This window comes from Acinetobacter sp. UBA1297 (genome assembly GCF_002307755.1).
Classification (GTDB): domain Bacteria; phylum Pseudomonadota; class Gammaproteobacteria; order Pseudomonadales; family Moraxellaceae; genus Acinetobacter; species Acinetobacter radioresistens.
Window position 1 is genome coordinate 16833 of record NZ_DBUF01000020.1, and the last position, 13590, is coordinate 30422.

General features: G+C 41.3%; 15 protein-coding genes. 12 read left to right on the plus strand and 3 right to left on the minus strand.

All coding sequences use genetic code 11. From position 1 onward, the window contains the following. Nucleotides 1-92: 92 nt before the first annotated feature. The gene (locus tag B3R63_RS08725; protein ID WP_119879565.1) at nt 93-641 is read right to left on the minus strand and encodes an NUDIX hydrolase; all 549 of its coding nucleotides are present in this window, start codon (nt 639-641) and stop codon (nt 93-95) included. Nucleotides 642-771: 130 nt separating this feature from the next. On the opposite strand from B3R63_RS08725, the gene B3R63_RS08730 reads away from it, so the two are divergent. The 7 genes from B3R63_RS08730 (at nt 772) to fghA (ending at nt 6783) form a co-directional block, all read left to right on the plus strand. Then, the gene (locus tag B3R63_RS08730) at nt 772-1377 is read left to right on the plus strand and encodes a CoA pyrophosphatase (RefSeq protein WP_005018581.1); all 606 of its coding nucleotides are present in this window, start codon (nt 772-774) and stop codon (nt 1375-1377) included. A gap of 23 nt (nt 1378-1400) precedes the next feature. Then, the gene (locus tag B3R63_RS08735; RefSeq protein WP_017400939.1) at nt 1401-1931 is read left to right on the plus strand and encodes a gamma carbonic anhydrase family protein; all 531 of its coding nucleotides are present in this window, start codon (nt 1401-1403) and stop codon (nt 1929-1931) included. 135 nt (nt 1932-2066) lie between these two features. Next, nucleotides 2067-2732, plus strand: coding sequence for a tRNA (adenosine(37)-N6)-threonylcarbamoyltransferase complex dimerization subunit type 1 TsaB (gene tsaB, locus B3R63_RS08740; protein WP_286729831.1), 666 nt, complete (start codon nt 2067-2069; stop codon nt 2730-2732). A 13-nt stretch (nt 2733-2745) separates the two neighbouring features. Beyond that, on the plus strand, nt 2746-3570 hold the full coding sequence (locus tag B3R63_RS08745; RefSeq protein ID WP_286729833.1) for an undecaprenyl-diphosphate phosphatase: 825 nt from the start codon (nt 2746-2748) through the stop codon (nt 3568-3570). A gap of 3 nt (nt 3571-3573) precedes the next feature. Beyond that, nucleotides 3574-4374, plus strand: a complete 801-nt coding sequence (locus tag B3R63_RS08750; RefSeq protein WP_286729835.1) for a class I SAM-dependent methyltransferase — start codon at nt 3574-3576, stop codon at nt 4372-4374. Between the two features lie 128 nt (nt 4375-4502). After that, the gene (locus B3R63_RS08755) at nt 4503-5930 is read left to right on the plus strand and encodes a C13 family peptidase (RefSeq protein ID WP_005404877.1); all 1428 of its coding nucleotides are present in this window, start codon (nt 4503-4505) and stop codon (nt 5928-5930) included. Nucleotides 5931-5943: 13 nt separating this feature from the next. Further along, entirely contained in the window at nt 5944-6783 is an 840-nt protein-coding gene (fghA, locus tag B3R63_RS08760) for an S-formylglutathione hydrolase (RefSeq protein WP_005406862.1), read from the plus strand. Between the two features lie 24 nt (nt 6784-6807). Here the strand turns inward: fghA and B3R63_RS08765 are convergent, their stop codons facing one another. Then, entirely contained in the window at nt 6808-7089 is a 282-nt protein-coding gene (locus B3R63_RS08765) for a DUF2218 domain-containing protein (protein ID WP_151828888.1), read from the minus strand. A gap of 172 nt (nt 7090-7261) precedes the next feature. Here B3R63_RS08765 and rpe point away from each other — a divergent pair, with 172 nt between their 5' ends. From rpe to B3R63_RS08780, 3 genes are all read left to right on the plus strand, one after another. Then, nucleotides 7262-7948, plus strand: coding sequence for a ribulose-phosphate 3-epimerase (gene rpe / locus B3R63_RS08770; protein WP_005406768.1), 687 nt, complete (start codon nt 7262-7264; stop codon nt 7946-7948). Nucleotides 7949-8485: 537 nt separating this feature from the next. Next, entirely contained in the window at nt 8486-8806 is a 321-nt protein-coding gene (locus tag B3R63_RS08775) for a DMT family transporter (RefSeq protein WP_005018603.1), read from the plus strand. Nucleotides 8807-8822: 16 nt separating this feature from the next. Further along, nucleotides 8823-9311, plus strand: coding sequence for a methylated-DNA--[protein]-cysteine S-methyltransferase (locus B3R63_RS08780; RefSeq protein WP_005018605.1), 489 nt, complete (start codon nt 8823-8825; stop codon nt 9309-9311). Nucleotides 9312-9328: 17 nt separating this feature from the next. Here B3R63_RS08780 and B3R63_RS08785 read toward each other — a convergent pair whose 3' ends face one another. Then, nucleotides 9329-9892, minus strand: a complete 564-nt coding sequence (locus B3R63_RS08785) for a 3'-5' exonuclease (protein ID WP_286729842.1) — start codon at nt 9890-9892, stop codon at nt 9329-9331. A 126-nt stretch (nt 9893-10018) separates the two neighbouring features. On the opposite strand from B3R63_RS08785, the gene B3R63_RS08790 reads away from it, so the two are divergent. Both B3R63_RS08790 and B3R63_RS08795 read left to right on the plus strand, forming a co-directional pair. Continuing rightward, on the plus strand, nt 10019-10630 hold the full coding sequence (locus B3R63_RS08790; protein ID WP_286729844.1) for a nuclease-related domain-containing protein: 612 nt from the start codon (nt 10019-10021) through the stop codon (nt 10628-10630). Between the two features lie 463 nt (nt 10631-11093). Continuing rightward, nucleotides 11094-13307 carry a TonB-dependent siderophore receptor gene (locus B3R63_RS08795; protein ID WP_286729846.1) on the plus strand — a complete coding sequence of 738 codons (2214 nt, stop codon included), beginning with the start codon at nt 11094-11096 and terminating at the stop codon, nt 13305-13307. Nucleotides 13308-13590: the final 283 nt, after the last annotated feature.

Sequence of the window (13590 nt, forward strand, 5' to 3'; positions counted from 1 at the left end):
CTGACATCAAATGATTTGTATTTATATGAATCAAGTTCTATAAAAGACCAGAGTAATATTAATTTGCTCTGGTCTTTTTATTATATTTTATATTAGCCGGTATGATCTATACGCGTACCAATAGTTTCAAGATGGATAATAAAAGAATTATTTTTCCGGTCTTCAAAATAATGACGCAAAGTCCGCTCAACACTCGGAAAAGCTAATTCAGTCCAAGGAATTTCATGTTCATCAAAGAGACGACATTCAATACTTTCTTCACCCGCTCCAAATGTACCATCAATTAAGTTAGCTTTAAACAGCACATAGATCTGCCCGATTCGTGGAATATTATACATACAGTATAACTGTTCAATATGAATTTCAGCTTCAGCTTCTTCACGGGTTTCACGTGCTGCACCCTGTTCCATGGTTTCAAATAATTCCATATAGCCAGCTGGCAGTGTCCAGAGTCCGTAACGCGGTTCAATAGCGCGGCGACAAAGCAGGACTTTATCTTCCCAAAGTGCTAAAGCTCCACAAATTACCTTCGGATTCTCATAATGTATATTTCCACATTGAACACAGACACGACGAATTTGATGATCGCCTAAAGGAATTTTTTCAGTTGTCTCATGCCCACAAATGATGCAGAAATTCATATACATTAACGCCAGGAGAGGTGGCATTCAGCATAACCGAAATTTTATGCTTTCGCATCATTTGTATGTCAAGCCCGACAATTTCAGCTATGATGAAAATAGAATAAAAGAGCGAAGATAAGGTAATGGCATGGATGATCATTCACTCATACAACTTCTGCAACAACGCTTGCGGTTTTCAAGACGTATACAGCCTGCCCATGCCGCAGTCCTAATTGCTATTACCAATGAGCCTGATCCGAAAGTGCTGCTAACACGCCGTTCTGCCTATCTGAACAGTCATGCAGGTGAAGTCTCGTTTCCAGGCGGGAAACGGGATGCGACAGATACCAGCAATATTGTGATTGCACTACGGGAAGCTCAAGAAGAAACTGGCCTTAACCCGTTTGAAGTAGAGCTGATAGGCGATTTACCTATGCATCGTGCGCGTAATGGTATGTTGGTTAAACCGGTAGTTGGACTTATTCCGGCCGGGTTGGAACTCAATCCGCAGCCTTCTGAAATCGACCGGATTTTTTATGTTTCATTAGACGAACTGATGCATGCACCTCCTGTACCTTATGAGGTTCACTATGCGCATCAGTCATTATATTTTCCCAGTATGCGGATTAATAATGAAATTATTTGGGGCCTGACTGCCCGAATGTTAATTGCGCTGTTTAAATATGGCTTAAATTATAAAAAAGAATGGCCATTCTTGTTGAACTCGCCTACTTTTCAGGCTAGAAAATACTGACTAAAAAAACAGGGAATAGAAACATGTTATATAAATTTGAAGGGCACGCGCCTAAAGCTTTACAGCAGCCTTGGGATGGATGGGTAGCAGACAACGCCACAGTGATTGGTCAGGTTGAAATGGGGCAGCAGGTCAGCATCTGGTTTGGAGCGGTGATCCGTGCAGATAATTCTAAAATTCACCTTGGTGATTATACCAATGTGCAGGAAAATGCAGTATTACATACTGATGCCGGCATCGAGATGAATATCGGGCAATATGTTACGATTGGTCATCAAGCCATGCTGCATGGCTGTACCATTGGAGACAATACATTAATTGGAATTAATTCTGTAATTTTAAATAATGCAGTGATTGGTAAAAACTGTATTATTGGTGCTAACGCTTTGATCCCAGAAGGTAAAATTATTCCAGACAACTCAGTTGTCATGGGGTCGCCTGGAAAAGTCGTGAAACAGGTGGATGAGCAGGTTGCAGCACATATCCGTTTCAGCGCACTACATTATGCAGAACATTTTAAGCGGTTTACACACTTGGAAGAAGTTAAACTTTAACTGAATCTGAAAGACGAAAATTTAGCCAAGTATAGACTTGGCTTTTTTGTATTTGCTCTGTGAAATCCTCGCCACTGAAACATGAGTGGAGTATGATAGCCAACAATTTTTAACTGATTTTATTTAAGGTTGTGCATGAAATTGCTGGCATTGGAAACTGCCAACGAGCAGTGTTCCGTATCCATAGTAGATGACGCTCAGGAGCTGTTCTTTCAGCTGGATGAGCGTACTAAAGCACAGACACAAATGATACTACCTATGATTGAAAAGGGATTGCAGCAAACTTCACTGCAATTGGAGCAGTTATCCGCAATAGCGTTTAGCCGTGGACCAGGTTCATTCAGCGGCGTACGCATTAATGCTGCAGTCACCCAGGCACTGGCTTGGGCCAACGATTTGCCAGTCATTCCCGTATCAACCTTACAGGCACTGGCTCAGGCAGCCTATCGTCTGACGGGCTTCAAAGAAGTGAGTGCCGTACTGGATGCACGGATGCAGGAAGTTTATATAGGCAGTTTTCAGTTAGATGAGCAGCATATTATGCGGCCAGTTGCTGAGGAACAGCTACTTGATTATGAGACTGCCAGACAAGCTGTCCAGTTTCCACTGGTGGGTTCAGGTTCAGCCTTGGTTGATACAGCACAGGTAAAATACCAGCAGATTACGGCAACAGCCCAAGATATTGCAGCGATCGCACGAGTACAGGCATTAAAAGCCGAGTGGTTAAGTGCCGAGCAGGCTTTACCAGTCTACTTGCGTGACAATGCGTGGAAAAAAATACCAGAACAAGGTAAAGCATAATTAGGAATACGGTATGGATCTTTTACTGCTATTTAAAGCAGCCATCATGGGTATTGTTGAGGGAATCACTGAATTCCTTCCGATTTCAAGTACTGGACATTTGATTCTGGCCTCAGAGTTAATGGATTTCTGGACTAAAGAAAAAAGTGCAGTCTTTGTAATTGCCATCCAGATGGGGGCAATCGCGGCAGTGATTTATGAATACTGGTCGCGTCTATGGGGCGCTGCCACAGGTATGATCACGGGCGAAGAAAAAGGTCGCCGTCTGGGCTTTGGGCTGATTCTGGCCTCGATTCCAATTGTACTGGTGGGTCTGACGTTTGGTCAGCAGGTTAAAGAGCTTCTATTTAATGATGTGGCAGTAGCAATTGGTTTGATTATTGGTGGCCTGATTATTATATGGGTAGAAAAGAATCCACCTAAAGTCAATGCACCTGAAGTTGAGAATATCAGTATCAAGCAGGCAATCTGGATTGGTCTGATTCAGGTCTTGTCACTGATTCCGGGCACCTCGCGCTCAGGCGCAACAATTATTGGTGGCATGATGTTGGGTCTGTCACGTAAATCGGCAACCGAATTCTCTTTCTTTCTCGGTATTCCTGTCATTATCGGAGCCGGTCTTTTAGATCTGTATCAAAGTTATGATGTACTGGAAAGTAATTTTGACTGGTTGGTAATCGGCTGGGGGATTCTAGTTTCCTTTATTTCAGCACTGTTCCTGATTCGTGTTTTAGTCGCTTATGTGGCCAAGCGTGATTTCATGATCTTTGCCTGGTACCGGATCGCATCCGGATTACTGATCCTGCTATTTGCCTTTACTGGCTGGAGATTATGGTAAGCCATGCGCTTATTTTGTGAAGCTGAATATGAGGATCAAGCACAGCACTACGCTGCTGTGCTTGGTTCACGAGGTATAAATTTAGGTATAGAAACAGTTGAGAAAATCAATAGCCGTTTTTTACGCCTGAATCCAGAACTTGCTTTATGTACAGACGCGCAGGGTTTATGGCTATGTGCAAATGGCATGAAAATGCAACCAGACTGGAAAGCTGAAATTCCACGTTTAAAGCGCGCCAGTTTAAAGTCGGAAATGCTTGCCCGCGCCTGCCAACTGGGAGAAAAGCCGCAACTGATTGATGCCACTGCCGGTTTGGGGCATGACAGCTTGCTGATGGCCCATTTAGGTGCAGAAGTCACTTTAGTCGAGCGTCATCCCATTCTATTTACGCTGCTGGAAGAAAGTCTGGCTCAGGCACAAACTGATGCATTCCTGAACTCAGCCGCAGCAAGGATTAAACTGGTTTTTGCCGACTCTGCTGATTATTTGCGTCAGCAAACAGCTCGACAGCACAGGATAGACGTTGTTTATCTTGATCCGATGTTTCCACAGCGTGACCAGAACCAGCAGGACCATAAAAAACAGGCCCAAGTTAAAAAGCAGATGCAGCTTTTACATATGCTGTTGCCTGAACAGGGAGAGATGGACTTGGGAGATGGACTTTTATCTCTTGCACAGGCAGTTGCAAAACGGGTCATAGTAAAACGGCCACGTCATGCAGGATTTCTAGCCGAACAAATACCTGATCATCAATGGTTAGGCGACGCCTGCCGCTTCGATGCCTACTTTTATCTGCCTGATTAAAACTATTTGGTAACAGCTTCAATATTAAGCAAAGTTTTGTTATATAGTTAGAAAGTGGCATTGCTAAATTCTATCTCAGGCCTAAACTGTTTAGGCCTTTAAAAAAATATCATTTTCCCAGACATCCTATGATTAACCTCAAACCATCGATTAATTTTTGGCATGATTTTCAAAGCAATCAGATTGCCGGGATGTGGTTATTTTTAGGTTCTCGTCGCGCACTGGCTGCTGTGCGGCCTTCAATCCTTCAGTTTATTGTCTGGGGCGTACTGGGAGGGCTGGCCAATACTTTATTTAGCTGGCTGACTGCTGGTGAAACTGGCGAGTTTAATTCTCAAGGACTGGTGAGTTATGCCTTATGGCCTTTTCTGGCCTTAATTGTCGGCATATTCCTGTCACAGCGTACCAATAATCCACGATTAATGCTGGTGCCGACTATCTTATGGCTGATTCTGGATACGCATATTGCGCTATTGCAAAGCCTGATTCAGTATCTGGGGCAACTTGATTATTTACCTTATGCAATTTATGACTATTTGCCCATCCTGTTTATGGTGCTGTTTGTCTGGCAGAGTATGGCTGTGGTCTGGGTATTTGGTCGTGAACTAAAATGGCCGTGGTGGGAATTTGCCCTGATCATGCTGGCGACATTTATTACATTGGTCGTATGGCAGATGTCAGTTAAAGACCAGCCAATCTGGAAAGTAGAAAGTGTCCCGCCATCATTTTCTGAAGAGGCTTTCTATAAGCAGAGTCAAATACTGAATCGTACTCTGGAAGATGTGGAGTATGGTGAGTTTGCTCAAACGCACTGGTATTTCTTGGGTGTCGCTGGTGCTAGCTATCAGGATGTTTTTAAATCTGAAGTAAAACGGATTAGGGAACAGTTTGATACCCGTTTTGGAACATTCGGCCGTTCGGTAATGCTAATTAATAACCCACAAACCCGTACCGAAATACCTATTGCCTCTAGAACCAGTATTAATCTGGCGCTACGCCGTATCGGGCAGCAAATGAACCGTGAAAGTGATGTGCTATTTTTATATATGACTTCACACGGGCTGCAAAATCAGTTTGAAATTGAAAATGCGCCTTTAGAGCTGGATCAGGTTGATCCAAAATGGCTACGTGAAGCATTGGACCGTTCCGGTATCCGCTGGCGTGTAATTGTAATTTCTGCCTGCTATTCTGGCAGTTTTATACCGGCCTTGCAGTCTGCCAACACTTTAATTATCACAGCTTCTGCTGCTGACCGTGCTTCATTTGGCTGCTCCAATGAAGCTGACTATACTTATTTTGGGCGGGCTTTCTTTGATCAGGCTATGCGTGAACAGTCTTCCTTAAAAACGGCTTTTGAACAGGCACGCAGTACGGTAGCGACTTGGGAGAATGCTCAAGGTTTTGATCCTTCTGAGCCTCAGTGGGTCATCGGCAAAAATATGGAACTGATGTTGCCTCAACTGGAACAGCGCCTGTTCCCGGCTACCACAGCAAATCAGCCTAATTTATCATTAGCTGTATCCCAGTCTGCTCAGCTCGAAAGGGCAGGAAAATAAAAGGAATAAGAATATGGAACTATTGCAGACCAATCGTTGCTTTGATGGTGAACAGCGTATTTATCAGTGGACTTCAAAATATCTGAAGGGTGAGAGCCGTTTTAGTATTTTTTTGCCACCTCAGGCGCTGCTGGATGAACCCTGCACCACTTTATTTTATCTGGCAGGCTTAACCTGTACCGAAGAAACCTTTGCAATTAAAGCCCACGCCCAGCGACTTGCTGCCCAGCTCGGACTAATTCTGGTCTCTCCTGATACTTCGCCAAGAGGGGAAAATGTTGCCCAGGGAGACAGTTGGGACTTAGGCCAGGGCGCTGGCTTTTATATTAATGCCTGTGCAGAGCCATGGTCTGAACATTACCAGATGGAAAGTTATGTGACAGATGAGCTTTATCCGGCAATTCTGAAAAACTTTCCAGTGCAGACCGATAAAGTCGGGATATTCGGACATTCTATGGGTGGCCATGGTGCCTTGACGCTAGCATTTAAATATCCGGAAAAGTTTAAATCGGTATCCGCATTTGCACCAATCTGCGCACCGAGTCAGTGTCCGTGGGGAGAAAAAGCATTTCGACATTACTTGGGTGAAGACCGCCAGCAGTGGACTAAACACGACGCTGTACAGTTGATGACACAAAAAGGTACCTTATTTCCTGAAATCCTGATTGATCAGGGGCTGGATGACCAATTCTATGACCAGCTCCATCCTGAACTGTTTGCACAGGCCTGCAAACAGGCAAGCCAGCCACTACGCTTGCGCCAGCATACTGGCTATGATCATGGTTACTATTTTATTCAAAGCTTTATGGATGACCACTTACAGTTTCATGCCATCCAGCTGGAAGAGAAATAAGCTTGAATGATACAGAGCATACTTCTAGTATGCTCGCCATTTTGCCTGAAATTCCTGTTGTGCCATGCGATTCAGATGATCAATAACGACTTTTTCCAGACGTTGATGCTCATCTTCGGCACGTTGACTTTCTACCTGAACAGCTAACTGTTCAGTTTCAGGGGTTAAAATGACTTTTGCATCTGGCATAACAATTGTAAAAGCTGTGCCATGCTCTTCAATTTCAAACTTGTGTTTCCAGTGATTTACCAGACGTTTAGCTATACGACCAGCATCTTGAGTATCAATTTCTGTGCGACTATTCATGTTGCTTCTCATTCTCAATAACAAGCATACTGTAGCAGAGTTTTACTCAAAGTACTTCCTCAAAATTTTAATATCTATTTCAATAGGGATCGCATTTATGCTTTAGTGCCCAGTAATCAGGAGCTTTTTGCTATAATAATACAATAGTCAATTTCTCAAGCCAGGTCCTCCGATGTCCAAGCCCTATCTAATTGCACCTTCAATTTTATCTGCAGATTTTGCCCGTCTCGGTGAAGATGTGGAAAAAGTATTGGCAGCCGGTGCTGATGTAGTTCATTTCGATGTAATGGATAATCATTATGTGCCTAATCTTACTTTTGGGGCTGGTGTATGCAAGGCGCTCAAAAAATATGGTATTCAGGCACCCATTGATGTACATCTGATGGTTTCACCAGTTGATCGCATAATTGGTGACTTTCTGGACGCAGGGGCGGACATTATTACCTTTCATCCAGAAGCATCTGACCATATTGACCGTTCTTTACAACTGATCAAATCTGGCGGAGCGCAAGCTGGGCTGGTGTTTAACCCGGCAACTCCATTGCATTATCTGGACTATGTATTGGATAAGGTAGACCAGATTCTGTTGATGAGTGTAAACCCAGGGTTCGGCGGCCAGAAATTTATTCCAATGACTTTAGAAAAACTACGTCAGGTACGCAAGATTATTGACGCAAGTGGCCGTGATATCCGTTTAGAGGTAGATGGTGGCGTAGGACCTGCCAATATTCGTGAAATTGCTGAAGCAGGTGCAGATATGTTTGTAGCAGGTTCAGCCATTTTTGGAAAACCAGATTATAAAAATGTCATTGATGAGATGCGGGCTGAACTGAATAAAGTAGGCAGTGTAGAAGTTTAAGCTATTTTAAATAACTCGATAAGGTCTGTGGATAACTTTGTTTATAACTCTATGGATATCCTTGTTGATAACGCTAGGGATAACTTGGGTGAACTATAAACAATTAACTATCAATTGCTTATTAATTAGACAAAAAAAGTATAAAAAGGATTCAACTGAATCCTTTTTTATTGACTTAATCACTCCAAAAGCAAGTATTTTTATTAGCCAGTGTCTAAAATTTGAACTGTCTAATTTATAGCTACAGCCTGTAGAACAAGGCTTTTTTAAAGCTATATACTTATCTGGAAGTGAAGTTTGGCTTTTGTGCATAACTTTATAAATTTTTCCCCATCTGCTGTAACACTATTTTTAGGGTTTACTTAAAGCTCAAGAGATTTTAAATTTAAATGAATGGAATCTGAGCAAAAGATACCTTTGTATTGAGCTACTGTTTATCTGGAAAAGCTCAGTTAAAATAATCAAAGTTTCAGGAGGAACGGCCTCCCCATAGTGGAAAAATTGTCAGGACGGCCTGACGAGAAAGGAAAAGACCGGATGGCATGGTTACTATTACTCTTAGCAGGTCTTTTTGAAGTAGTTTGGGCTTACTCAATGAAGCTTTCAGAAGGCTTTACTCGCTTAGGCCCAAGCGTAATTACGATTGTTTTTATGATACTGAGTGTAGTGCTGCTCTCTATTTCGATGCGGACTTTACCTCTAGGTACAGCTTATACTGTCTGGACAGGAATAGGCGCAATCGGTTCTTTTTTACTGGGGATTTTTATTTTAAATGAACCGGCAGGAGCAATGCGAATGCTGGCAGCAGTACTGATTGTATCTGGATTGGTTCTGATGAAATTATCTTCAAGCAATTAGAGGCAGGTAAAAAAATATGAAACTTGCAATGCAGTATATGGATTCTCCAGTGGGCCGTTTAAGGCTGATCGCAAACGAGAAAGCACTGGTAGCCGTTCTTTGGGAAAATGAGCAACCTAAACGTATTCAGCTGGCAGAACTGGTGGTTGAGCCGGAGCATCCGGTTTTGCTTCAGGTACGCCAGCAGCTTGAAGAATACTTTGAGGGAAACCGGCAGCGATTTGACATACCGCTAGACTTTGCCGGAACAGAGTTTCAGAAACTGGTCTGGACCGAACTGTTAAAAATTCCTTATGGACAGACCCGTAGTTATGGGCAGATTGCTCAAGCGATTGGTCGACCTAAGGCGATGCGCGCCGTAGGTGCTGCAAATGGTCGTAATCCGATTTCAATAATTGCACCTTGTCATCGGGTAATAGGAGCTAGTGGTGCATTAACTGGTTTTGCGGGTGGACTGGATAATAAAACAATTCTGCTGAACCTGGAAAAGAATATCCAGCTTTAAGGCGTTGATTTGCTGAGTTAGCCAAGCGGACGGTTCATCTTTAACTGCTGACCCTGTATTAGCCTAAACAGCTCTGCCTGATATAAAGCATCATCTAGAGCATTGTGATTTTTACTTAGCTTTGGATGTAATAGCCGGTCCATATGCCGTGAACTGGTTTCTGACCATTTACAGTGCTGGGCAGCCATAAAATAAGACTTAATATCCAGCGCGCTGATTCCAAATGGGTTATGCCCTAAAAATGCCCAGAAATAATAGTTAATAAACGACCAGTCAAATCCGGCATTTAAACCTACAAAGACCAGTCGTTGATCTCTTACAAGTGAGCTAAGCCACTGATCAAACATTTGCATAGCCTGAACTGGTTCCAGACCGGTTTGCTGTAAGCTCTCTAATGAAAGTCCACAGACATTTAATGCTTCCGGTATTGCATTTCTATTTAATGGCTTGATTTCACATTGAAAGTTCTGTTCAGGATGATCAATATTACATGCGCCAATGGAAAGCAGGCTATAAATACCAGGTATAGGGCCAGACGCTTCAATATCGACTGAAATATAAAGTTCTGATCTCTGAGCCAATATAATTTATTTCCTTGAACACTGCATATTAAATCATAATAGCGCTGAATGAGTTTGAAAAGCTTGATAGAACCTTGAATTCTACTTCATAACATATTTATAGCTAAACAACTGGGGATAAGGAAAATGTTATTTAATTTTATAATTATAGTGGCTGTAATCGGCCTGATTGCTTGGGTTTCCTCTCCTAAATTTAAAGGTAAACTGGGCGAATTCACAGTGAAGGTACATGCTAAAAAATACTTGAGTGAAGAGTATATTATGCTAAATGACTGTACGCTACCTGATGAGCAGACCGGTACTACTCAAATTGATCATATTCTATTAAGTCCCTATGGTATATTTATTATAGAAACTAAAAATTATCAAGGATGGATCTTTGGCGGAGAACGCCAGAAATACTGGACACAGAAAATATATAAAAAATCTTTTAAGTTTCAAAATCCGTTATATCAGAACTACAAGCACATTAAGGTATTGGAGTCAGTGCTTAAAGATGTAGTTGAGCCTGAGTATTTGCATTCAATTATAGTTTTTACCCCCCAGAGTACTTTCAAAACACCCATGCCAGCTAATGTATTACAGGGAAAAGCATGGACAGATTACGTCAAACAGTTTCAGCAGGTTGTGATTCCGGCAATGAAACTCAAACGCATTAAATATCGTCTAGAAAAAGAAATACTAGAAAAAGGCTGGAAAACTGACCGGCTGCATATCGAAAATCTTAAGCAAAAATAGGAAGAGCAGAACTGAACCTGTGCAAAAATAAATAACTGATAAAAATAGTCAAACACTGGATTGAGTAAAATTATAGAAATTAAAATCTGATGAATCTTTTATAAATTTGTACCGCTTTCTAATAGGAAAAAGAAGCTAATAATTTGTTTAAATTAAATTTTTAGAAATGATTTTAATATCTGAACAATTATATTTAAATTCTAAAAATAAGATAATGATGATAAAAATGATAATTAGTATCATTCAGGTATACTTCATGTTAAGATTCTGCCGCGATTGAATTGATATACCTTGCTTTAAAAAATTGACTTTAGTGGACTTTGAAAGAAGAACCGTACTATGCAAGGCTAAGGCGAGTTGCAGCCAGCGCCCTATAAAAGTCTAACCTCAATAAAAAGATGAGGGAGACTATATCAATTCATTAAGGGAATTATTGACGACAACTATTTTTGGCTTAACTCGTATGTCTAGACCATTAAACTCTACGCCTAAACCTTTATTTTTGGCAGTACGGATTATTCTGTTTGCTTCCACTGCTTTACTGATACAAACTACCTTTGCAGCAGAAACGGATCAGAAAAATGAAACAAGTCATTCTGATAATGTACAGCAGCTTCAAACCATTACTTTAACAGCAGAGCAGCCACAGGCAGTCACAGAAAACTCCGGAAGCTATACGGCTAAAAGTGCAAGTACAGCGACCAAGCTGGATCTATCTTTACGAGACACGCCACAGACAGTTAAGGTCTATACACGGGCCTATCTGGATGACCGGAATATTGAGTCTTTTCAGGAACTCATGAGCCATATTACGGGGGTAACAGCTTCACGTACCGATGAACGCCAGAGTTATTATGCACGTGGTTTCCAGGTCGATTATTATCTGGTCGATGGCTTGCCAAGTACCTTAACACTGGCTGAAGGTGATCCGGATTTAAGTATTTATGACCGGGTAGAGGTAGTTAAAGGGGCAAATGGTTTAATGACGGGAGCTGGAAATCCGGCAATCGGGCTTAATCTGATCCGCAAACATGCTAATGCAAAAGAACTGACAGGTAACCTGACTGCATCAGCCGGTTCATGGGATAGCTACTCTAGCTCGGCAGATTTTTCAAATGCTTTAAATGAAGATGGTTCATTACGCGGTCGGGTCTTTGTGAAACATTTACAAGAAAATTCCTTTATGGATTTTTATTCAAAAGAGCGCAATATTGCTTATGGAGCACTGGGCTACGATCTGTCCGATCGGACCAGTTTATCGTTTGCCGCCATGTACCAGCAATTAGAACGTGATGGAATTCGCTGGGGAGGGCTACCGGCCTTTTATAATGATGGTACCCGAACCAAATTTGACCGCTCCCTAACCGTCAGTTCAGACTGGACCTATTGGGATGTCGACTCAAAGGCCATATTTGCCTCACTCCAACATAACCTGTTTAATGATGTCGATTTACATATAGGTTATTCTTATCGTCGGGATGACAAAGATACAGCTCTGCTTTATGTCGATGGTAATGTAGATAAAAACATTCATAAAAGTTTGGGGGCTATTTCTGTTTATTCTTCTGAACAGAGAAATGATGAAAATAATGTCGATATTTATATTACTGCGCCGTTTACCTGGGCTGGACGCCAGCAGGAAATTGTAACTGGTGCTTCATGGAACCAGAATGAGCTTCTTACCAATAAATATGGAACGATTCAGGGAAAAAAAGAAGGTACAAATGATCTGGACATCAATACCCCTAATGAGCTGGATTTTTCCAATATGAATACGGAGTTGCTGACTCCGATTACTAACCCGAAAAGACTGGCATTAAACAAGACTACTCAAAGCGGTGTTTATATTGCTGGTAAATTTCATGTGCTTGACCCTCTTAAAGTTGTGACAGGGGTACGGCTGTCAAACTGGGAATTTGAATCAAGTGATGGCAAGGGAACGCGTAAATTCGACAATCAGGTTACTCCTTATGTCGGAGTCATATATGACTTTGCAGCAGATCATTCCTGGTATGCCAGTTATACCGATATTTTTAAATCGGAAAACCGTCGTGATATAGATGGTGGTTATTTAGACCCGGCTGTTGGTAAAAACTATGAAACGGGTATTAAAAGTGAATTTTTTGATGGCCGTTTAAATACAGCTTTATCTGTCTTTAGAATAGAGCAAGATAACTTTGCCGAGAAAATTACGGATGGATATGTAATTGTTGATGGCGTTAAGACCTCTGAACAGGCTTACCGAAGTATTGATGGAGTCGTCAGTAAAGGGGTAGAGCTAGAGGTTGATGGCGAAATTAATGATCAATGGAGTCTTAACTTTGGTATCGCCAACTTTGAAGCACGAGATGCTAAAGGTGAGAAGGTAAATCCCAATAATTCCCGTACTACCTCAAATCTGTTTGTTAAATATAGCCAAGATAAATGGAGTGCTGGAGCAGGAGTGGATTATCGAAGTAAAACTTATTCATTAACAAAAAAGGATAACTGGCGAATTGACCAAGGTAATATCTGGTTGGCGAGTCTTATGCTGGGTTATCAGGTTGACCCGAATATCAAGGTTCAGCTCAATATCGATAACTTATTTGATAAAGTTTATTATGAAGGGATCGGCGAGAGCAGTATGAATTATGGTGCGCCACGTAATGCAACACTAAGCTTGCGTTATAAATTCTAACCAGACTTTTGTCTGAAGATTAAAAATATTCAAAAGACAAGTAAAAAGGGGCAAATAGCCCTTTTTTATGGTGTATATAATAGATAGATATTTAATACTCATAAATAAGAGTTTCCTTTTAAAGTAAAATATTAGAAGAACTAGCTATATTTAAATTTTAATTTAAAGTTCAGAGATGTTTTAAAAAAATAATAGAATAAATGAAATTTTACCCTAATATAAAGGTTTTAATTTGGTTTTTAATAATTAGATAAAACTAAGCTTGATTTAAATATAATTTAAT

Coding starts and splice junctions, on each gene's coding strand:
- B3R63_RS08745 (WP_286729833.1), top strand. CDS start 2,746: ATGGATCTTTTACTGCTATTTAAAGCAGCCATCATGGGTATTGTTGAG.
- B3R63_RS08780 (WP_005018605.1), top strand. CDS start 8,823: ATGAAACTTGCAATGCAGTATATGGATTCTCCAGTGGGCCGTTTAAGG.
- tsaB (WP_286729831.1), top strand. CDS start 2,067: ATGAAATTGCTGGCATTGGAAACTGCCAACGAGCAGTGTTCCGTATCC.
- B3R63_RS08725 (WP_119879565.1), bottom strand. CDS start 641: ATGAATTTCTGCATCATTTGTGGGCATGAGACAACTGAAAAAATTCCT.
- fghA (WP_005406862.1), top strand. CDS start 5,944: ATGGAACTATTGCAGACCAATCGTTGCTTTGATGGTGAACAGCGTATT.
- B3R63_RS08795 (WP_286729846.1), top strand. CDS start 11,094: ATGTCTAGACCATTAAACTCTACGCCTAAACCTTTATTTTTGGCAGTA.
- B3R63_RS08735 (WP_017400939.1), top strand. CDS start 1,401: ATGTTATATAAATTTGAAGGGCACGCGCCTAAAGCTTTACAGCAGCCT.
- B3R63_RS08750 (WP_286729835.1), top strand. CDS start 3,574: ATGCGCTTATTTTGTGAAGCTGAATATGAGGATCAAGCACAGCACTAC.
- B3R63_RS08790 (WP_286729844.1), top strand. CDS start 10,019: ATGTTATTTAATTTTATAATTATAGTGGCTGTAATCGGCCTGATTGCT.
- B3R63_RS08765 (WP_151828888.1), bottom strand. CDS start 7,089: ATGAATAGTCGCACAGAAATTGATACTCAAGATGCTGGTCGTATAGCT.
- B3R63_RS08775 (WP_005018603.1), top strand. CDS start 8,486: ATGGCATGGTTACTATTACTCTTAGCAGGTCTTTTTGAAGTAGTTTGG.
- B3R63_RS08755 (WP_005404877.1), top strand. CDS start 4,503: ATGATTAACCTCAAACCATCGATTAATTTTTGGCATGATTTTCAAAGC.
- B3R63_RS08730 (WP_005018581.1), top strand. CDS start 772: ATGGATGATCATTCACTCATACAACTTCTGCAACAACGCTTGCGGTTT.
- rpe (WP_005406768.1), top strand. CDS start 7,262: ATGTCCAAGCCCTATCTAATTGCACCTTCAATTTTATCTGCAGATTTT.